Origin of the sequence: Pseudomonas sp. RW407, assembly GCF_003176655.1 — a bacterium.
GTDB classification, from domain to species: domain Bacteria; phylum Pseudomonadota; class Gammaproteobacteria; order Pseudomonadales; family Pseudomonadaceae; genus Pseudomonas; species Pseudomonas delhiensis.
The window spans coordinates 1,516,042-1,535,435 of record NZ_QGSL01000107.1 but is presented as its reverse complement, the minus strand read 5'-3'; the positions used below and the strand labels follow the sequence as shown (position 1 = coordinate 1,535,435).

General features: G+C 68.8%; 15 protein-coding genes. 3 read left to right on the top strand and 12 right to left on the bottom strand.

Features of this window, described 5'->3' with window-relative positions; translation table 11 throughout:
• Positions 1-50: 50 nt before the first annotated feature.
• From metE to DK254_RS31030, 6 genes are all read right to left on the bottom strand, one after another.
• Entirely contained in the window at positions 51-2,381 is a 2,331-nt protein-coding gene (metE, locus tag DK254_RS31055; RefSeq protein ID WP_109936908.1) for a 5-methyltetrahydropteroyltriglutamate--homocysteine S-methyltransferase, read from the bottom strand.
• A gap of 333 nt (positions 2,382-2,714) precedes the next feature.
• Entirely contained in the window at positions 2,715-3,413 is a 699-nt protein-coding gene (locus DK254_RS31050; RefSeq protein ID WP_109936907.1) for an anaerobic ribonucleoside-triphosphate reductase activating protein, read from the bottom strand.
• Positions 3,410-3,556: an anaerobic ribonucleoside-triphosphate reductase gene (gene nrdD, locus DK254_RS31045; RefSeq protein WP_109936906.1), complete on the bottom strand. Its 147-nt coding sequence runs from the start codon at positions 3,554-3,556 to the stop codon at positions 3,410-3,412. The genes DK254_RS31050 and nrdD overlap by 4 nt, the downstream gene beginning before the upstream one ends.
• 46 nt (positions 3,557-3,602) lie before the next feature.
• Entirely contained in the window at positions 3,603-5,624 is a 2,022-nt protein-coding gene (locus DK254_RS31040; protein WP_109936905.1) for a ribonucleoside triphosphate reductase, read from the bottom strand.
• Between the two features lie 472 nt (positions 5,625-6,096).
• Positions 6,097-8,388 carry an OsmC domain/YcaO domain-containing protein gene (locus tag DK254_RS31035; RefSeq protein WP_109936904.1) on the bottom strand — a complete coding sequence of 764 codons (2,292 nt, stop codon included), beginning with the start codon at positions 8,386-8,388 and terminating at the stop codon, positions 6,097-6,099.
• Between the two features lie 108 nt (positions 8,389-8,496).
• Positions 8,497-9,282: an ABC transporter substrate-binding protein gene (locus DK254_RS31030; protein ID WP_109936903.1), complete on the bottom strand. Its 786-nt coding sequence runs from the start codon at positions 9,280-9,282 to the stop codon at positions 8,497-8,499.
• Positions 9,283-9,679: 397 nt separating this feature from the next.
• On the opposite strand from DK254_RS31030, the gene DK254_RS31025 reads away from it, so the two are divergent.
• A complete protein-coding gene (locus DK254_RS31025) occupies positions 9,680-10,423 on the top strand; it encodes an SDR family NAD(P)-dependent oxidoreductase (RefSeq protein WP_109936902.1) in 744 nt (247 codons plus the stop codon).
• Positions 10,424-10,578: 155 nt separating this feature from the next.
• Here DK254_RS31025 and DK254_RS31020 read toward each other — a convergent pair whose 3' ends face one another.
• Positions 10,579-11,142: a hypothetical protein gene (locus tag DK254_RS31020; RefSeq protein WP_109936901.1), complete on the bottom strand. Its 564-nt coding sequence runs from the start codon at positions 11,140-11,142 to the stop codon at positions 10,579-10,581.
• A 108-nt stretch (positions 11,143-11,250) separates the two neighbouring features.
• On the opposite strand from DK254_RS31020, the gene DK254_RS31015 reads away from it, so the two are divergent.
• Entirely contained in the window at positions 11,251-11,988 is a 738-nt protein-coding gene (locus DK254_RS31015) for a bifunctional 2-polyprenyl-6-hydroxyphenol methylase/3-demethylubiquinol 3-O-methyltransferase UbiG (protein ID WP_109936900.1), read from the top strand.
• A gap of 8 nt (positions 11,989-11,996) precedes the next feature.
• Here the strand turns inward: DK254_RS31015 and DK254_RS31010 are convergent, their stop codons facing one another.
• The 5 genes from DK254_RS31010 to DK254_RS30990 all read right to left on the bottom strand — a co-directional run bounded on the left by DK254_RS31010 (position 11,997) and on the right by DK254_RS30990 (position 17,661).
• Positions 11,997-12,395 (bottom strand): GFA family protein, encoded by a 399-nt coding sequence (locus tag DK254_RS31010; protein WP_109936899.1) that lies wholly within the window; start codon positions 12,393-12,395, stop codon positions 11,997-11,999.
• Positions 12,396-12,528: 133 nt separating this feature from the next.
• Positions 12,529-12,750, bottom strand: coding sequence for a formate dehydrogenase subunit delta (locus DK254_RS31005; RefSeq protein WP_109936898.1), 222 nt, complete (start codon positions 12,748-12,750; stop codon positions 12,529-12,531).
• The gene (gene fdhF / locus DK254_RS31000) at positions 12,747-15,626 is read right to left on the bottom strand and encodes a formate dehydrogenase subunit alpha (protein ID WP_109936897.1); all 2,880 of its coding nucleotides are present in this window, start codon (positions 15,624-15,626) and stop codon (positions 12,747-12,749) included. The genes DK254_RS31005 and fdhF overlap by 4 nt, the downstream gene beginning before the upstream one ends.
• Positions 15,623-17,185 (bottom strand): NADH-quinone oxidoreductase subunit NuoF, encoded by a 1,563-nt coding sequence (locus DK254_RS30995; protein WP_109936896.1) that lies wholly within the window; start codon positions 17,183-17,185, stop codon positions 15,623-15,625. The genes fdhF and DK254_RS30995 overlap by 4 nt, the downstream gene beginning before the upstream one ends.
• The gene (locus DK254_RS30990) at positions 17,179-17,661 is read right to left on the bottom strand and encodes a formate dehydrogenase subunit gamma (RefSeq protein WP_109936895.1); all 483 of its coding nucleotides are present in this window, start codon (positions 17,659-17,661) and stop codon (positions 17,179-17,181) included. Before DK254_RS30990 ends, DK254_RS30995 begins: the two co-directional genes overlap by 7 nt.
• Before the next feature lie 530 nt (positions 17,662-18,191).
• On the opposite strand from DK254_RS30990, the gene DK254_RS30985 reads away from it, so the two are divergent.
• A complete protein-coding gene (locus tag DK254_RS30985; protein WP_177412123.1) occupies positions 18,192-19,379 on the top strand; it encodes an acyl-CoA dehydrogenase family protein in 1,188 nt (395 codons plus the stop codon).
• Positions 19,380-19,394: the final 15 nt, after the last annotated feature.

Here is a 19,394-nt window from a genome sequence, read left to right as displayed (position 1 = left end):
CACAAGGCGAAACGGGACGCCAGGCGTCCCGTTCCATCATCGCCGGCCGCTCAGGCCAGGGCGGCGAGGTCGTTGCGCAGCTCGCGGGCCGCCGCCACCATGTTCACCAGCGCGGCCTCGGTCTCCGGCCAGGCGCGGGTCTTCAGGCCGCAGTCCGGGTTCACCCACAGGCGCTCGGCGGGAATGCGCTGGGCCGCCTTGCGCAGCAGCTTGACCATCTCTTCCCGGCTCGGCACCCGCGGCGAGTGGATGTCGTAGACGCCAGGGCCGATCTCGTTCGGGTAGTCGAACTTCTCGAAGGCCTCCAGCAGCTCCATGTCCGAACGCGAGGTCTCGATGGTGATGACGTCGGCGTCCATGGCGGCGATGGATTCGATCACGTCGTTGAACTCGCTGTAGCACATGTGGGTGTGGATCTGGGTTTCGTCGCGCACGCCCGAGGCGCACAGGCGGAAGGCCTCGGTGGCCCACTCCAGGTAGGGCGCCCAGGCGCTCCTGCGCAGCGGCAGGCCTTCGCGGAAGGCCGCTTCGTCGATCTGCACGATCCTGATGCCGGCCGCTTCCAGGTCGACCACTTCGTCGCGGATGGCCAGCGCCAGCTGGCGCGCCTGCACCTCGCGGGGCACGTCCTCGCGCGGGAAGGACCACATCAGCATGGTCACCGGGCCGGTCAGCATGCCCTTCATCACCTTGCCGGTGAGGCTCTGGGCATAGGTGATCCACTCCACGGTCATGGCCTTCGGGCGGCTCAGGTCGCCATAGATCACCGCCGGCTTCACGCAGCGCGAACCGTAGCTCTGCACCCAGCCGAAGCGGGTGAAGACGTAGCCGTCGAGCTGCTCGGCGAAGTACTCGACCATGTCGTTGCGCTCGGCCTCGCCGTGCACCAGCACGTCCAGGCCCAGGTTCTCCTGGATCTGCACGGCATGGCGGATCTCGCTGTGCATGGCCTCGGTGTACTCGGCCTGGCTCAGCTTGCCCTGCCGGAACGACTGGCGCGCCAGGCGGATGGCCGAGGTCTGCGGGAAGGAACCGATGGTGGTGGTGGGAAATGCCGGCAGGTCGAGGCCGGCGCGCTGCTTGGCGATGCGCTCGGCGAACGGGGAGTGGCGCTGGGCATCGCTCGGCTCGATGGCGGCCAGGCGGGCCTGCACGGCCGGCTTGTGGATGCGCGGCGAGGCGGCGCGGCTGGCCTGCACGGCGCGGCTTTGTTCCAGGGCGACAACGACGTCGGCGGCCTGCGGCTCGGTGGCGGCGCGGGCCAGCACGGCCACTTCGGCGCACTTCTGCACGGCGAAGGCCAGCCAGCTCTTCAGCTCGGCGTCGAGCTGGTCTTCGCGTTCCAGGTCGACCGGGCTGTGCAGCAGCGAGCAGGACGGTGCGAGCCACAGGCGCTCGCCGAGGCGTTCCTGGGCGTGGCGCACGATGTCCAGGGCCTTCTCCAGGTCGCAGCGCCAGACGTTGCGGCCGTTGACCAGGCCCAGGGACACGACCTTGTAGGCCGGCAGGCGGTCGAGGATGCTCGGGTACTGTTCCGGGGCGCGCACCAGGTCGATGTGCAGGCCGTCCACCGGCAGGCCGGCGGCCAGACCGAGGTTGTCTTCCAGGCCGCCGAAGTAGGTGGCGACCAGTTTCTTCAGCGGCTCGCTCTGCAGCAGGTTGTAGGCGCGCTCGAAGGCGTTCTTCCAGTCCTGCGGCAGGTCGAGCACCAGGATCGGCTCGTCGATCTGCACCCATTCCACGCCCTGGGCGGCCAGGCGCCGGAAGATCTGGCCGTAGAGCGGCAGCAGGCGCTCCAGCAGGTCGAGCTTGTCGAAATCGGAGCCTTTGGCCTTGCCCAGCCAGAGGTAGGTCAGCGGGCCGATCACCACGGGTTTCACGTTGTGGCCCAGGGCCTTGGCCTCATCGACCTCTTCGAACAGCTGTTCCCAGCTCAGCTCGAACTGCTGGTCGGCAGTGAATTCGGGGACCAGGTAGTGGTAGTTGGTGTCGAACCACTTGGTCAGCTCTTGTGCGAGAAGGGGCTGGGCATGGGCACCGCCGCAGCAGCTGTCGCTGCTCTTCGTTCCAACGGCGCCACGGGCCATGCCGAAGAGCGTCTGCAGGGTCGGCTTGGCATCGCCATGGCCACGGAAGCGCTCGGGGATGACGCCGAAGGTCAGCGAGTGGGTCAGCACCTGGTCGTACCAGGCGAAGTCGCCCACTGGTAGCAGTTCGATGCCGGCGTCCTTCTGTACCTGCCAGTGGGCGGCGCGCAGCTGCTTGCCGACGGCACGCAGGCCGGCCTCGTCCAGTTCACCCTTCCAGAAGGCTTCCAGGGCTTTCTTCAGTTCGCGGTCCCGGCCGATACGCGGGAAGCCGAGGTTGTGGGCCAATGCCATGGGTAAATCTCTCCATTGAAAAACCAGTGGAGGGATTTTCGGGATTGGTGGTTCATGAGGCAAACTCAATTTATTTGCGATGAAATCAAGTTTTACTCATGATATGGCTTCGTCATCTACCTCGGCGCTCGGGCTTTTCCCCGGATCGCGGATGAATCCGCTCCTACCGTTTGGCCTCTTGCGCCGAGTCTCCCTGTAGGAGCGGGCCCTGCCCGCGATTCGCGCGCAGGGCGCGCTCCTACAGGGGAATGGCGTGGATGGGGATAGCCGTAGGAGCGGACTCCGTCCGCGATTTTCGGCAACCGGCGAACACCCTTAGCGAGCAGGAACTCGCTAGGCATCCCGCAATTCGAATCTCGGGAACAGCGCTTCCAGCTCGCCCCACAATGCCGCTGCGCCCTGAGGGGCAGGCGTTGCGATGAGTCGCGGATCGAGCTGGCGCCCGCTGCGGGCCAGTTGCACCACGAAGCTTTCCACGCCCATCCCGCGAAGGCGCCGAGCCAGACGCCGGAGGCGCGCCAGGTCGAACAGTTGCCAATGCACCGTGGTCCGGCATTCGTGGTCCACGCCGCTTTCCAGCAGCAGTTCCAGGCTGCGCCAGTTGGCGCGGCCGCTGCGGGGCACGCCGGTGATGGCGTCCATGTCCTCGGCCAGCGCCTTCACGTCGAACCCCACCCAGTCCGTGTGAGGCAGCGCCCGGGCGAAGGCGCGCGGCTGGATGCCGGCGCTGTGCAGGCCAACGCGAAAGCCCAGTTCGCGGACGGCGGCCATGGCCCCGGGCAGCGCGGCCTGCAGCGTCGCTTCGCCGCCGCTGAACACCGCGGCCTGCAGCAGGCCCTGGCGCCGGCGGAGGAAGGCGAGGATGTCTTCCCAGGGGAGCCGCGCCTCGCCGCGAGCCGGGATCAGCTGCGGGTTGTGGCAGTAGCGGCAACGCCAGGCGCAGCCCTGGCAGAACAGCACGCAGGCCAGCAGGCCGGGGTAGTCGAGGGTGGTCAGGGGCACCAGGCCCCCGACCCTGAGCGTAGCGCTCATCGCGTCTCGCGGAAGTGGCAGCGCTCGCGGTGCTCGGACTGCTTGCCGGCGTTGAACGCCGACACCGGGCGGTGGTAGCCCATCACGCGGGTCCAGACTTCGCAGCGCTGGCGCTGGTTTTCGGGCAGTTGGCTCGCTTTCATCGGTAGTGCTCCTTTCTTGCGGTTGGTGAAGCGGAGTGTTGCCGGCTCAGCCGCCGCAGCTGCCGCAGCAACTGGCGGCGCGTTGCAGCAGGGCGTCGTCGCACCTGGGGCAGAACTCGTGTTCGCCGGCGAGGTAGCCGTGCACCGGGCAGATGGAGAAGGTCGGCGTGACGGTGAGGTAGGGCAGGCGGAAGCGCCCGAGGGCGCTGCGCACCAGGGTCTTGCAGGCCTCGGCGCTGGAGATGCGCTCGGCCATGTACAGGTGCAGCACGGTGCCGCCGGTGTATTTGCATTGCAGGGCGTCCTGCAGTTCCAGCGCCTCGAAGGGGTCGTCGGTGAGGCCCACCGGCAGCTGCGAGGAGTTGGTGTAGTAGGGCGCTTCCGGCGTGCCGGCCTGGAGGATGTCCGGATGGCGCTTGCGGTCCTCGCGGGCGAAGCGGTAGGTGGTGCCCTCGGCGGGCGTCGCCTCCAGGTTGTAGAGGTGGCCGCTGTCTTCCTGGAAGCCCACCAGCCGCGCCCGCACGTGGTCCAGCAACGCCAGCGCCATCTGCCGGCCGGCCTCGGTGTGCAGGCCCTCGCGGTCGTCGGTGAAGTTGCGCACCATCTCGTGCAGGCCGTTCACGCCGATGGTGGAGAAGTGGTTGCGCAGGGTGCCCAGGTAGCGCTTGGTGTAGGGGTAGAGGCCGGCGTCCATGTGCTGCTGGATGACCTTGCGCTTCACCTCCAGGCTGTCGAAGGCCAGGGCCAGCAGGTAGTCCAGCTGGAGGTAGAGCCCTGCCAGGTCGCCGCGGTGACGATGGCCCAGGCGCGCGCAGTTGAGCGTCACCACGCCCAGCGAGCCGGTCTGTTCCGCCGAGCCGAACAGGCCGTTGCCTCGCTTGAGCAGCTCGCGCACGTCCAGCTGCAGGCGGCAGCACATGGAGCGCACCTGGTTGGGCTGCATGTCCGAGTTGAGGAAGTTCTGGAAGTACGGCAGGCCGTAGCGCGCGGTCATCTCGAACAGGCGCGTGGCGTTGTCGCTGTCCCAGGGGAAGTCGTGGGTGATGTTGTAGGTGGGGATGGGGAAGGTGAACACCCGGCCATGGGCGTCGCCGGCCTGCATCACCTCGATGTAGGCGCGGTTGATCAGGTCCATCTCCGCCTGCAGCTCGCCATAGGCGAAGGGCATTTCCTCGCCGCCGACGTAGGGGACCTGCTCGCGCAGGTCTTCCGGGCAGACCCAGTCGAAGGTCAGGTTGGTGAAGGGCGTCTGGGTGCCCCAGCGCGACGGCACGTTGAGGTTGTAGATGAACTCCTGGATGGCCTGGCGCACCGCGTCGTAGCCCAGCCGGTCCTTGCGCACGTAGGGGGCGAGGTAGGTGTCGAAGGAGCTGAACGCCTGGGCGCCGGCCCACTCGTTCTGCAGGGTGCCGAGGAAATTCACCATCTGCCCGAGGGCGCTGGACAGGTGCTTCGGCGGCCCGGCCTCGACCCGCCCCGGCACGCCGTTGAGGCCCTCGTTGAGCAGCGTGCGCAGCGACCAGCCGGCGCAGTAGCCGGCCAGCATGTCGAGGTCGTGGATGTGCAGGTCGGCCTCGCGGTGGGCGGCGGCGATGGCTTCGTCGTACACCTCGTCCAGCCAGTAGTTGGCGGTGACCTTGCCGGATACGTTGAGGATCAGCCCGCCCAGGGAGTAGCCCTGGTTGGCGTTGGCGCGCACCCGCCAGTCTTCCCGCGAGAGGTATTCGTTCATCGAGGCGGCGACGTCCACCAGCGTCTTGCGCTCGCGGCGCAGGCGGCCGTGGCGTTCGCGGTAGACGATGTAGGCCCGCGCGGTGGGGTAGTGCCCGGCCTCCATCAGGCTGCGCTCGACCAGGTCCTGCACCTGCTCCACGTCCAGGTCGCCCTGCATCGGCAGGCGCGCCAGCACGCGGCGCGTCAGTTCCTGCGCATGGGGCGCGGCGAACTCGCCGCTGGCCTCGCCGGCGGCGGCGATGGCGCGTTCGATCTTGCTCGGGTCGAAGGGGACGGCGGCGCCGTTGCGCTTGCGCAGGCGGCCGGGAAACGGGGCATTCCGTGGCTGGGTCATTTGGCTGGATTCCACAACATGATGTGTTTTGAATTTTCAAGACAACAAGATGTTGTGGAATCTAACGGCGTCGGCCGAGGAAGGATTGACCTCGGTCAATGTTCGGTGCCAGGCGATTCTGGCCATCGGAGGTATTGACCGCCCCGGCCCTGCGCCCTACGTAGGGCGGCTTCGGCGGGGAAATCCATCCGCCGTTTCCGGCGACGGATCATCGCGGACGGAGTCCGCTCCTACGACGGTGCTTCCTGGAACTGTAGGAGCGGACCTTGTCCGCGATAACCGGATGGCCCGGCGCGATTCGCGGATGAGATCCGCTCCTACGCTGCCCCACCACACCGTGCCCATGTAGGAGCGCGCCCTGCGCGCGAATCGCGGGCAGGGCCCGCTCCTACAGGTTGTCGGTAGTCATGGCATATCCCCCGTTGGGCTCCGTCCGCGATTGAACCCGCGGGCCAACCCACGCCCGGCCGAATCAACCCGCCGGCCGGCCCCGCGCCGCATTTGGCTTGCGGATCGCCAGGCGCCGCGGCTTGAGGCCGCTGCCGGGGCCGTTCGCGCCAGCATCCGCCACGGGCTGCAGCCTGGCCCGCGCCGCGTGAAGCTTCCGGTAGCTGTCGATCAGCCGCAGGTGCCTGTCGAGGCCCTCCAGCTTCATGCTGGTCGGCGTCAGGCCGTGGAAGCGCACGCTGCCGTCCACCGAGCCCAGCGCCGCGTCCATCCTCTCGTCGCCGAACATGCGGCGGAAGTTGGCCTCGTAGTCGGCGATTTCCAGTTCGTCGTCCAGCACCACCTCCAGCACCACGTTCAGGGCCTGGTAGAACAGGCCGCGCTCGACCGTGTTGTCGTTGTACTGGAGGAAGGCCTCCACCAGCTCCTTGGCGTCTTCGAAGCGCTGCAGGGCGAGGTGGATCAGCAGCTTCAGCTCGAGGAGGGTCAACTGGCCCCAGACCGTGTTGTCGTCGAACTCGATGCCGATCAGGGTGGTGATGTCGGTGTAGTCGTCCACCTCGCAGTCTTCCAGGCGCTCGAGCAGCGCCTCGAGGCGGGCGTCGTCCAGGCGGTGCAGGTCGAGGATGTCCTCGCGGAACGCCAGCGCCTTGTTGGTGTTGTCCCAGACCAGGTCCTCCACCGGGTAGATCTCCGAGTAGCCCGGCACCAGGATACGGCAGGCCGTCGCCCCCAGGTGCTCGTACACTGCCATGTACACTTCCTTGCCCAGGTCTTCGAGGATGCCGAACAGGGTGGCGGCTTCCTCGGCGTTGGACTCCTTGCCCTGGCCGGAGAAGTCCCATTCGACGAACGCGAAGTCGGCCCGGGCGCTGAAGAAGCGCCACGACACCACGCCGCTGGAGTCGATGAAGTGCTCGACGAAGTTGTTCGGCTCGGTCAGCGCCTGGCTTTCGAAGGTGGGCTGCGGCAGGTCGTTCAGGCCTTCGAAGCTGCGGCCCTGGAGCAGCTCGGTCAGGCTGCGCTCCAGCGCCACCTCCAGGCTGGGGTGGGCGCCGAACGAGGCGAACACGCCGCCGGTGCGCGGGTTCATCAAGGTCACGCACATCACCGGGAACCGGCCGCCCAGGGACGCATCCTTGACCAGCACCGGGAAGCCCTGTTCCTCCAGGCCGCGGATGCCGGCCAGGATGCCCGGGTACTTCGCCAGCACCTCCTGTGGCACGTCCGGCAGCGCCAGTTCGTTCTCGAGGATTTCGCGCTTCACCGCGCGCTCGAAGATTTCCGACAGGCACTGCACCTGCGCTTCGGCCAGGGTGTTGCCGGCGCTCATGCCGTTGCTGAGGTAGAGGTTCTCGATCAGGTTGGACGGGAAGTACACCACCTTGCCGTCGGACTGGCGCACGAACGGCAGCGAGCAGATGCCGCGCCGCACGTTGCCGGAGTTGGTGTCGTACAGGTGCGAGCCGCGCAGCTCGCCCTCGGGGTCGTAGATGGCCAGGCAGTGCGCATCGAGGATTTCCGCCGGCAGCGCGTCCTTGTGGCCGGGCTTGAACCAGCGTTCGTCGGGGTAGTGCACGAAGGGCGCGTTGGCGATCTCCTCGCCCCAGAACTGGTCGTTGTAGAAGAAGTTGCAGTTCAGGCGCTCGATGAACTCGCCCAGGGCCGATGCCAGCGCGCTTTCCTTGGTCGCGCCCTTGCCGTTGGTGAAGCACATCGGCGACTGCGCGTCGCGGATGTGCAGCGACCAGACGTTGGGCACGATGTTGCGCCACGAGGCGATCTCGATCTTCATGCCCAGGCCGGCGAGGATGCCTGACATGTTGGCGATGGTCTGCTCCAGCGGCAGGTCCTTGCCCGGGATGCAGGTGCGCGCGCCCGCGTCGGCGCTGGGCATCAGCAGCGCCTGGGCATCGGCGTCGAGGTTCTCCACTTCCTCGATGACGAACTCGGGCCCGGTCTGCACCACCTTCTTCACCGTGCAGCGGTCGATGGAGCGCAGGATGCCCTGGCGGTCCTTTTCCGAGATGTCCGCCGGCAGCTCCACCTGGATCTTGAAGATCTGCTTGTAGCGGTTCTCCGGGTCGACGATGTTGTTCTGCGACAGGCGGATGTTGTCGGTGGGGATGTTGCGCGTCTGGCAGTAGAGTTTCACGAAGTAAGCCGCGCACAGCGCCGACGAAGCCAGGAAGTAGTCGAACGGACCCGGCGCGGAGCCGTCGCCCTTGTAGCGGATCGGCTGGTCGGCTATCACCGTGAAGTCGTCGAACCTGGCTTCGAGCCGAAGGTTATCGAGAAAATTGACCTTGATTTCCATGCGGGTTTACCACGGCAAAAAATAAAATGAATAACCCGCCATTATAAGCATTCCGCAAATCTATCCGCCCATTTAACCGCCCGGCGCGCCAGGGCTTCGGCCGGAACGCTAGTTCCCGCTCGCCGCCTGGTAGCGCCCGGCCGCCCGCTGCACCCAGCCTTCGTCGAGCAGCTGCCGCAGGGCGCCTTCGATCAGTTGGCGCTCGGCCGTCAGCGGGCGCTGGTGGGAGAAGCCGAGGTAGAGGTCGGTGCGGCTGTCCGGCTGGAAGCGGGTGCGCACGATCTGCCGGGCCAGCTGCGGGTCGCGCAGTTCGTAGTCCACCTGGCAGTCGGTGCCTATCACCAGTTGCAGGCGACCGAGGGCGAGCATCTGCAGCAGCTGCGTCTCGTTGTTCACGCCGAACTTCTTCAGGCGCTTGTCGGAGTCGAAGGGTTCGAAGTAGGCGGATTCCAGCACGTAGCCGATGGTGGGGCCGAGCAGGTCGTCGTAGCGGGCGATGGCCGGCGCCAGCTGTGGCGAGGCATACAGGCGCGGCGCGCAGGAGTAGTAGGGCAGGGGCAGGTAGTCGATGTAGTGCTCGCGCTCCGGGGTGCGCGCAAGGCCGGTCATCAGGTCCGCCGCGCCGCTCTGCAGGGCGGCCAGGCCGCGGGCCCAGGGCGCGCGGTGCACCTCGAAGCGCAGGCCGGTGCGCCTTTCCAGCTCGGCCAGCAGGTCCATGTCCAGGCCGCTGATGCGGCCGTCGGCGCCCTCGATGCGGAAGGGCGGCCAGTAGTCGGTCATCACCCGCAGCGGCGCGTGTTCGTCAGCACCGGCGGCGGTTGCCAGCGCGAGCAGGCCGATGCCCAGCCAGCGGCGAGCGGACGCGACGAACCTGGTGAAGGGCTGGCAAGGCATACCGGCTCCCGGTGATGAAAGGGGTGAGATCGGCGGCTCCCTTGCCGAGGGGCGCTGCAGGCCCCGGAGCATTCGGTCGGCGGACGTTCCATGGGGTGGAGACGTCGCAGAATCCTTACGAATTATCTGAAGGATAGCTTTCTGCCGCCATCTTGCGGAATGCCGATGGGATGGGGCGAAAAGGTTTGGGCGCCCGGGCCGGCACGCAGTCCGAAGTACCTCGTGTGCAGTCGAAAGCACTCGCTTTGCGGCGAGTCATGATGACTCCTGTTTATTTCAAGGTATTGATAATAAAACGATTTATTCATGGCATGGAAGTTGTTGACGGCTCCTGGCGCCGGTGTGTGGAACGCCACGCGCCAGGCGCATCCCACTGAAGACCATCAGGAGTATGTACATGCCAAGCAATGATTCCAGGTCCCCCCTGGCGGTGATCACCGGTGCCGGTTCGGGCATCGGCCTGGCCGTGGCCCGGCGGCTGTTGCGCGAAGGCACCAGGGTAGTGGCCATGGCCCGGCGCGAGGTGCCACCGGCCGAACTCGACGAGGCCGGCGGCCATCTGTGCTGGCTGAGCGGCGACGTCACCCGCGCCGATGATCTCCAATGCCTGGCGGACCTGGCCCGGGAACTGGGGCCGGTGGACTACCTGCTGCCCAACGCCGGCATCGCGCAACTGGCCGACGGCCTGGACGAGGCGGCGTTCCAGCGGCAGTGGGCGGTGAACGGCGCCGGCGCGCTGAACACCCTGGCCGCCCTGCGCGGGCAGATGGCGCGGCCATCTTCGGTGGTGTTCATCGGCACCTTCCTGTCCCAGGTCACCTTCCCGGGGCTGGCGGCCTACATCGCCTCGAAGTCCGCGCTCAAGGCCCGGGCCCGCACCCTGGCGGTGGAGCTGGCGGCCGAGGGCATCCGTGTCAACATCGTGTCCCCCGGGCCCACGGCGACGCCGATCTGGGGCACCCTGGGGCTGGACGACGAGGCCCTGGGCAAGGTTGCCGCCACCGTCAACGGGCGCCTGCTGGATGGCCGTTTCCTGGAGGCGGAGGCGGTCGCCGATGCGGTCCTCTTCATGCTCTCGGAGCGGGCCCGCGGCATCCACGGCCAGGACCTGGTCGTCGACAACGGCTACACCCTGCGCTGAAGCCTGCCTGCGCCGCCTTCGCGGCGCAGGCCGATGCCCGGCCCACGGTGAGCGGGCACGGCGAATCTGGCGAGCGGCTGGCAGGGCATACCGGCTACCGGGGGACAGTTACCGGGGCTCGGACGAATGCGCCGCCGTTGGCTCGTTGCCAGGGTTCAATTCAGGCAGCTCCATAGCCGGAGCAACAGTGAATCATTATGCCGGGCTTCTACCACCGTCACGTGCGCCCAGATCCAGACACGTTTTTCGCTGTCGGTGATGCTTATCTGTGAAACCTTGTCGACCTTCACTTTCGAATTCTCCTGCAATACACCCAGGCTGGCAGGCATGTCGGGACGGGTACCGGCAGCCTGTTGCATCGGCAAGGCATCCCGGAGGTTCAATGCATAGGAGGTGTCATAGGTGCTGCCCGAGACGGGGAGTGCGGTCAGCTTCAGTGTCAGTTCCGGCTCGGGACCGTCGGCGGCGCTCTTGTTCCAGTGGTCGTCGATGCGTGTCCCCACGTATATCCAGCCAACGGTCCCGGGGCGAACGCTCTCGCAGTGCGCATTCAGCCACTGGGACAGCCCGGCGTATTCCTGGCATGCCCGGTATATCCCGTAGACCAGCAGCACCAGCAAGGCCGAAACAATCAGTATGGGGCGCTGCCGGAGCCCACGGACCAGGGCGTCCATTTCTCTGATGATCCGGTCTACCCAGGTTTCCGTCGGTTCAGCCATGTGGTTCGGTTCCGGACTTGGTGGGCTGCTGCGCATTGGAGATTAGGCCAGCCTTGGCGCCCACGTTGGATTCTGTGATCGTTGTCTGCCTGCCAGAAGGAGCCCGCAATGGCGCAGAACATCTACGACAACCCCGATTTCTTCGCCGGCTACACCCAGCTGCCGCGCCAGGTGCATGGCCTGGACGGCGCGCCGGAGTGGCCGCAACTGCGCGCCATGCTGCCGGCGCTGGCCGGGGCGCGGGTGCTGGACCTGGGCTGCGGCTTCGGCTGGGCCGCGCGCTGGATGCGCGAGCAGGGCGCGGCCTCGGTGCTGGGCATCGACCTGTCGGCGAGGATGATCGAGCGCGCCCGCGCCGACACGCCGGACGCGGCCATCGAGTATCGCCGGGCCGACCTTGAGACCCTGGAGCTGCCGACGGCCGCCTTCGAGCTGGCCTACAGCTCGCTGACCTTCCACTACCTGCGCGACTTCCCGCGCCTGGTGCGCATGCTCCAGCGGGCCCTGGTGCCGGGCGGCGGGCTGGTGTTCAGCATCGAGCACCCGATCTACATGGCCGCCGCGCACCCCGGCTGGCTGGCGGACCAGGGCGGCCGCAAGACCTGGCCGGTGAACCAGTACGCGCTGGAGGGCGAGCGCCGCACCGACTGGTTCGCCAAGGGCGTGCTGAAGTACCACCGCACCCTGGCCACCACCCTCAACACGCTGATCGGCAACGGCTTCGCCATTGGCGAGGTGCACGAGTTCGCGCCCAGCGCGGAGCAGCTGGCGGCGCAGCCCGCGCTGGCCGAGGAGCTGGAGCGGCCGATGCTGCTGCTGGTGGGCGCCCGGCGCCTGGGTGATTAACGCGTCGCTCAGGGCTCCTGCGGCCAGCGGTCGTCGATGTCGTACCAGGGCGCCTTGGAGGCGGTGTAGATGTGCTTCTGGCTGGACGGCCGGAAGTCGCTGTCCAGGGTGCCCAGGGCCACCGCGATCCAGTCCGGGTAGTCGCCCTGGCTGTCCGACCAGAACAGCGTGGCGCCGCACTGGCCGCAGAACTGGCGGCTGACCGTGGGCGAGGAATGGAAGGTCTTCAGCTGCTCGGCGCCCTGCAGGCTCAGGGCGCTGCGCGGCACGCTGCCGTAGGTGGCGAAGGCGGCGCCATGGCCCTTGCGGCACTGCCTGCAATGGCAGTGCGAGACCGCCTTGGGCGGCGTCGACAGCTGGTAGCGGATGTGGCCGCAGAGGCAGCTGCCGTGGAGAGGGTCGCTCATGTTCGCAAATCCCGCAGTCGGTGAGTGGCCTGGCGTTGGACCGCCGGCCGGACCGGGGCGTTTCGCGCGACCGCCGGCCCGGCGCGCCGGCGGTCGGGGCCGGCATCATAGCCTGGCCGGCCCCGGCGTGCCGCTAGGCGCTCTCCACCGGCTCCGCCAGCGCCTGCTGCACCAGCGGGTGCAGGTCGGCGTCGGGGTGCTGCGCCAGCCAGGCCGCCAGCTCGCGGCGCATGGCCGGCGTCCAGAAGCTGCGCAGGTGCTGGCGCACGCCGCTCACGGCCAATTCGCGGTCCGGCTCGCTGGCGAAGTACTGGCCGATCTGGTTGGCCATCTTGACCAGGTTGTCGATGCTCATCGGCGCACCTCGGCTTTCTCGGCGTGGCGGCGTTCGCGCAGCAGGCGGCGTTGTTCGTCGCTGAAGGCCTGGTAGCGCTTCTGCCATTCGGAGGGCTGGTAGACGTGCACCACTTCCACCGCGGTGACCTTGTATTCCGGGCAGTTGGTGGCCCAGTCGGAGTTGTCGGTGGTGATCACGTTGGCGCCGGATTCCGGGAAGTGGAAGGTGGTGTACACCACTCCCGGCGCCACCCGCTCGCTGACCTTGGCGTGCAGCACCGTCTGCCCGGAGCGGCTGCCCACCCCGACCCAGTCGCCGTCGGCGATGCCGCGGGCCTCGGCGTCGCTGGGGTGGATCTCCAGGCGGTCCTCGGGGTGCCAGGCGACGTTGCCGGTACGCCGCGTCTGGGCGCCGACGTTGTACTGGCTGAGGATGCGCCCGGTGGTCAGCAGCAGCGGGTAGCGGCTGTTGACCTTCTCGTCGGTGGGCACGTAGCCGGTGAGCATGAAGCGCCCCTTGCCGCGCACGAACTGCTCGATGTGCATGGTCGGGGTGCCGTCGGGCGCGGCGTCGTTGCACGGCCACTGCAGGCTGCCGTGGCGATCCAGCTCGGCGTAGCTGACGCGGGCGAAGGTGGGCGTCAGGCGGGCGATCTCGTCCATGATCTCGGACGGGTGCCTGTAGTGCATCGGGTAGCCCAGGGCGTTGGACAGCGCCATGGTGGCTTCCCAGTCGGCCTTGCCGCCCAGCGGTTCCATCACCTTGCGCACCCGCGAGATGCGCCGCTCGGCGTTGGTGAAGGTGCCGTCCTTCTCGAGGAAGGAGCTGCCCGGCAGGAACACGTGGGCGAACTTGGCCGTCTCGTTGAGGAAGATGTCCTGCACCACCACGCATTCCATGGCCGACAGGGCGGCGGTGACGTGCTGGGTGTTGGGGTCGCTCTGGGCGATGTCCTCGCCCTGGCAGTACAGCGCCTTGAAGCTGCCGTCCAGGGCCGCCTCGAACATGTTGGGGATGCGCAGGCCCGGCTCGGGCTGCAGGGTCACGTTCCAGGCCTGCTCGAACTGGCTGCGCACCTGGGCGTTGGAGATGTGCCGGTAGCCGGGCAGCTCGTGGGGGAAGGAGCCCATGTCGCAGGAGCCCTGGACGTTGTTCTGGCCGCGCAGCGGGTTCACCCCCACGCCCTCGCGGCCGATGTTGCCGGTGGCCATGGCGAGGTTGGCGATGCCCATCACCGCGGTGCTGCCCTGGCTGTGCTCGGTGACGCCCAGGCCGTAGTAGATGGCCGCGTTGCCGCCGGTGGCGTAGAGCCGGGCGGCGGCGCGGATCTGCCCGGCGGGCACGCCGCACACCGGGCCGAGCACCTCGGGGGCGTTCTGCGGCTGGCTGACGAAGTCGCGCCAGTGGGCGAAGTCCGCCGCCTCGCAGCGCGCCTCGACGAAGGCCTGGTCGACCAGGCCCTCGGTGACGATGACGTGGGCCAGGGCGTTGAGCATGGCCACGTTGGTGCCCGGGCGCAGCTGCAGGTGCAGCTCGGCGCGGGCGTGGGGCGAGTCCACCAGGTCGATGCGCCGCGGGTCGATGACGATCAGCCGCGCGCCCTGGCGCAGGCGGCGCTTGAGCTGGGAGCCGAACACCGGGTGGGCGTCGGTGGGGTTGGCGCCCATCACCAGGATGACGTCGGCCTGCATCACCGAGTCGAAGCTCTGGGTGCCGGCGGACTCGCCCAGGGTCTGCTTCAGGCCGTAGCCGGTGGGCGAGTGGCAGACGCGCGCGCAGGTGTCGACGTTGTTGTTGCCGAAGGCGGCGCGCACCAGCTTCTGCACCAGGTAGGTCTCTTCGTTGGTGCAGCGGCTGGAAGTGATGCCGCCGATGGAGTCGCGTCCGTACTTGAGCTGGATGCGGCGGAATTCGCCGGCCGCGTGATTGAGCGCTTCTTCCCAGCTGACTTCCTGCCAGGGGTCGCTGATGCGCTGGCGGATCATCGGCTTGGTGATGCGCTCGGGGTGGGTGGCGTAGCCCCAGGCGAAGCGGCCCTTGACGCAGGCGTGGCCGTGGTTGGCCTGGCCGTTCCTGTCCGGGACCATGCGCACCAGTTGCTCGCCCTTGAGTTCGGCGCGGAAGGAGCAGCCCACGCCGCAGTAGGCGCAGGTGGTGATGACGCTGCGCTCCGGCTGGCCCAGCTGCACCACGCTCTTCTCCATCAGCGTGGCGGTGGGGCAGGCCTGCACGCAGGCGCCGCAGGACACGCACTCGGAGTCGAGGAAGTCGTCGCCGCCGGCCGCCGCTACCCGCGAGTCGAAGCCGCGGCCGGCGATGGTCAGGGCGAAGGTGCCCTGGATTTCCTCGCAGGCGCGTACGCAGCGGTTGCAGACGATGCACTTGCTCGGGTCGTAGTCGAAGTAGGGGTTGGAGACGTCCTTGGCCTCGTCCAGGTGGTTGGCCCCGGCGTAGCCGTAGCGCACCTCGCGCAGGCCCACCTGGCCGGCCACCGTCTGCAGCTCGCAGTTGCCGTTGGCCGGGCAGGTCAGGCAGTCCAGCGGGTGGTCGGAGATGTACAGCTCCATGACGTTGCGCCGCAGCGTCGCCAGCTTCGGCGTCTGCGTGCGCACCACCATGCCCTCGGCCACCGGCGTGGTGCAGGAGGCGGGGTAGCCGCGCATGCCGTCGATTTCCACCAGGCACATGCGGCAGGAGCCGAAGGCTTCCAGGCTGTCGGTGGCGCAGAGCTTGGGAATGCTGGTGCCCAGCAGCGCCGCGGCGCGCATCACCGAGGTGCCGGCGGGCACGCTGATCTCGCGGCCGTCGATGCTCAGGCTGACCTGCACCTCGCTGTCGCGGGGCGGGGTGCCGAGGTCGACGATGTCGCTGGAGGGGTCGAAGAGGTTGATCACTGGTCGGCCTCCGTGGTCGCCAGACCGAAGTCGGCGGGGAAGTGCTTGAGGGCGCTGGTCACCGGGTAGGAAGTCATTCCGCCCAGGGCGCAGAGCGAGCCGTATTGCATGGTGTCGCAGAGGTCGGTCAGCAGCCGCGCCTGCTCTTCGCGGGCGCTGGCGTCGGTGGCGGCGATCAGCCGGTCCACCACCTCCACGCCGCGGGTGGAGCCGAGCCGGCAGGGCGTGCACTTGCCGCAGGATTCCTCGGCGCAGAACTGCAGGGCGAAGCGGGCCATGCGCGCCATGTCCAGGCTGTCGTCGGCCACCACCACGCCGCCGTGGCCGAGCATGGCGCCCATGGCGGCGAAGGCCTCGTAGTCCAGCGGCGTGTCGAACTGCGCCGGCGGCACCCAGGCGCCCAGCGGGCCGCCCACCTGCGCCGCCTTCAGCGGCCGGCCGCTGGCGGTGCCGCCGCCGTAGCCTTCCACCAGCTCGCGCAGGGTCAGGCCGAAGGCGCGTTCCACCAGGCCGCCGTGGCGCACGTTGCCGGCCAGCTGGAAGGGCATGGTGCCCAGCGAACGGCCCATGCCGAAGTCGCGGTAGAACTGCGCGCCGCGGGCCAGGATCACCGGCACCGAGGCCAGGGTGAGCACGTTGTGCACCAGCGTCGGCTGGCCGAACAGGCCCTGCAGGGCCGGCAGCGGCGGCTTGGCGCGGACCACGCCGCGCTTGCCTTCCAGGGAGTCGAGCAGGGCGGTTTCCTCGCCGCAGATGTAGGCGCCGGCGCCCACCCGTACCTGCAGGTCGAAGGCGCGGCCGCTGCCGAGCACGTCGGCGCCCAGGTAGCCGGCCGCGCGGGCGATGGCCAGGGCCTGGTCGAGGGTGGCGATGGCGTCCGGGTATTCCGAGCGCACGTAGATGTAGCCCAGGCTGGCGCCCACGGCGAGGCCGGCGATGGCCATGCCCTCGACCAGCAGGAAGGGGTCGCCCTCCATCAGCATGCGGTCGGCGAAGGTGCCGGAGTCGCCCTCGTCGGCGTTGCACACCACGTATTTCGGCGTGGCCGGCGCCTCGCGCACGGTGCGCCACTTGATGCCGGCGGGGAAGGCCGCGCCGCCGCGGCCGCGCAGGCCGGAGTCGAGCACGGCGGCGACCACGTCCGCGGTGTCCATCGCCATGGCCCGTTCCAGGCCGGCGAAGCCGCCCTGGGCGCGGTAGTCCTCCAGGGACAGCGGCCGGGTGATGCCGGCGCGGGCGAACAGCAGGCGCTGCTGGCTCTTCAGGTAGGGGATGTCCTCCACCGGCCCCAGGGCCAGCGGGTGGCCGGCGGGGTCGGCGGCCAGGGCGTCGAGCAGGCCGGGCACGTCCTGCTCGGCGAGCGGGCCGAAGCCCAGGCGGCGGCCGTCGGCGTCTTCCAGCTCGACCAGCGGCTCCAGCCAGTACAGGCCGCGGGAGCTGGTGCGGCGCAGCTCCAGCGGCAGTTGCCGGCGTTCGGCCTCGCGGGCCAGCGCGGCGGCCACCTGTTCCGCGCCCACGGCGCGGGCCACGGAGTCGCGGGGGACGCAGAGCCTCAGCATGGGTCGTCCTCCAGGCAGCCGCTCACCAGCTCGCGCAGGTGCTCGGCGGTGAGCCGGGCGTGCAGCCGGCCGTCCAGCTCCAGGGCCGGCGAGCAGGCGCAGGCGCCCAGGCAGTACACCGGCCGCAGGCTGATACGCCCGTCGGCGCTGGTGCCGTGGTCGTCCAGTGCCAGCTGTTCGCGCAACTGCGCGGCCAGGCGCTCGGCGCCCATGCTCTGGCAGGATTCGGCGCGGCACAGGCGCAGGGTATGGCGCGCCGGCGGCGTGGTGCGGAAGTCGTGGTAGAAGCTGATCACCCCGCGCACCTCGGCCTGGCTGAGGTTGAGGGCATGGGCGATTTCCGCGACGGCGAGGTCGGGGATGTACCCGCAACCTTCCTGGATGGCGTGGAGGATCGGCAGCAGGGCGCCGGGGGCGTCCTTCTCGCGCGCCAGCACGTCGTGGATCAGCGGCAGGTGAAGCGTCTCATCAGGCATACAGCGTACCTCGGCATCGCGGCCCGGCCCGCCCTGGCGGCGACCGTCCGGTGTCTTCGGCTGCGGCGTACCGTCCACGTCACGGCTGCGTGGCCCATCCGGTCGCCATCCCTGCCGCCGGCCGGCGTCTTCACGCACCGGTCCGGGGGCATCGTGCAAGCTTGCCATCCCCGTCGCCCGGGGTTTGCACCCAAGCGACCCGGCGCATCCTGAAACCGACCTGCGCGCGTCGGCGCGGCTGCGTCGCGCGCCGTCCCTATAAGCGGGTGTAGCCGGTAGCGATGCGCTGCGCCAGGGGTTGCCGATCGGCGGAGGGGCCAGCGCAACAGTGAATCAACAGTTGTTGCTCAGATAACAACAAGCGGCCCGCGCCAGGCCGGGGAAACCGCCCGGTGGACGCTGGAATGGTTATTGCTCGGCTCCACTGTGCAGTTCAATTTCGCCGGTCGGGCCCATGGCGGCCGCGGCCGAAGGTTCATTGCCGGGGCGCTGACCGCGTGAGGGCCGCCCCGACCGACGAGGGATACCGTGTGAGCGTCAACCAGCCCAGCCGCATTCTCAATCCTCTGCAGATCGCCCGCCAGCTGGCCGCCGGCTTCGCCGAGAACGCCGCCGAACGCGACGAGCGCGGCGGCACGCCCAAGGCCGAGCGCGACGCCATCCGCCGCAGCGGCCTGCTGGCCCTGAGCATTCCCGGCGCCTTCGGCGGCCATGGCGCGGACTGGTCGCTGACCCTGGCGGTGGTCCGCGAGTTCGCCCGGGCCGACAGTTCCGTGGCCCACGTGTTCGGTTTCCACCACCTGATGCTGGCCACCGTGCGCCTGTTCTCCCGCCCCGAGCAGTGGCAGCCGTGGTTCGAGTTGACCGCACGCAAGAACTGGTTCTGGGGCAATGCCCTGAACCCGCTGGACACCCGTACCCAGGTGAAGTGGTTCGACGGCTGGTGCGAGTTCTCCGGCAAGAAGAGCTTCTGTTCCGGCGCCAGCGACTCGGAGATGCTGATCGCCTCGGCGGTGGACGAGGGCGCCGGCGGCAAGCTGCTGATCGCCGCGCTGCCCAGCGGGCGCAGCGGCATCGGCGTGCACGACGACTGGGACAACATGGGCCAGCGCCAGACCGACAGTGGCAGCGTGACCTTCGAGCGGGTGCGGGTGGAGCAGTCCGAGCTGCTGCTGGACCCGGGCCCGCTGAGCACGCCCTTCGCCTGCCTGCGCCCGCTGCTGGCGCAGCTGATCTTCGCCCACGTGTTCCTCGGCATCGCCGAGGGCGCCTTCGAGGAGTTCCGCGGCTACACCCTCAAGGAAGCGCGGCCCTGGTTCCGTTCCAGCGCCGAAAGCATCACCGAGGACCCGTACGTGCTGCGCCACTACGGCGACTTCTGGGTCGGCCTGGAAGGCGTGCGCCTGCTGGTGGAGCGCGCCGCCGCGCAGTTCGACGCGGCCTGGCGCAAGGAGCAGCGCCTGGGCGCCGAGGAGCGCGCCGAGCTGGCCATCGCCATCGGCACCGCCAAGGTGGCTGCCACCCGCGTCGGCCTGGAGCTCTGTAGCCGCCTCTTCGAAGTCACCGGCGCCCGCGCCACCCACGCCGCGCTGCGGCTCGACCGGCACTGGCGCAACCTGCGCACCCAGTCCCTGCACGACCCCCTCGACTACCGTGTCCAGGAGCTCGGCGCCTGGGCGCTCAACCGGCAGCGACCTTCGCCCACGTTCTACTCGTAAGGAAGCCCATGCAAC

Coding starts and splice junctions, on each gene's coding strand:
- metE (WP_109936908.1), bottom strand. CDS start 2,381: ATGGCATTGGCCCACAACCTCGGCTTCCCGCGTATCGGCCGGGACCGC.
- DK254_RS31050 (WP_109936907.1), bottom strand. CDS start 3,413: ATGAGCGCTACGCTCAGGGTCGGGGGCCTGGTGCCCCTGACCACCCTC.
- nrdD (WP_109936906.1), bottom strand. CDS start 3,556: ATGAAAGCGAGCCAACTGCCCGAAAACCAGCGCCAGCGCTGCGAAGTC.
- DK254_RS31040 (WP_109936905.1), bottom strand. CDS start 5,624: ATGACCCAGCCACGGAATGCCCCGTTTCCCGGCCGCCTGCGCAAGCGC.
- DK254_RS31035 (WP_109936904.1), bottom strand. CDS start 8,388: ATGGAAATCAAGGTCAATTTTCTCGATAACCTTCGGCTCGAAGCCAGG.
- DK254_RS31030 (WP_109936903.1), bottom strand. CDS start 9,282: ATGCCTTGCCAGCCCTTCACCAGGTTCGTCGCGTCCGCTCGCCGCTGG.
- DK254_RS31025 (WP_109936902.1), top strand. CDS start 9,680: ATGCCAAGCAATGATTCCAGGTCCCCCCTGGCGGTGATCACCGGTGCC.
- DK254_RS31020 (WP_109936901.1), bottom strand. CDS start 11,142: ATGGCTGAACCGACGGAAACCTGGGTAGACCGGATCATCAGAGAAATG.
- DK254_RS31015 (WP_109936900.1), top strand. CDS start 11,251: ATGGCGCAGAACATCTACGACAACCCCGATTTCTTCGCCGGCTACACC.
- DK254_RS31010 (WP_109936899.1), bottom strand. CDS start 12,395: ATGAGCGACCCTCTCCACGGCAGCTGCCTCTGCGGCCACATCCGCTAC.
- DK254_RS31005 (WP_109936898.1), bottom strand. CDS start 12,750: ATGAGCATCGACAACCTGGTCAAGATGGCCAACCAGATCGGCCAGTAC.
- DK254_RS30995 (WP_109936896.1), bottom strand. CDS start 17,185: ATGCTGAGGCTCTGCGTCCCCCGCGACTCCGTGGCCCGCGCCGTGGGC.
- DK254_RS30990 (WP_109936895.1), bottom strand. CDS start 17,661: ATGCCTGATGAGACGCTTCACCTGCCGCTGATCCACGACGTGCTGGCG.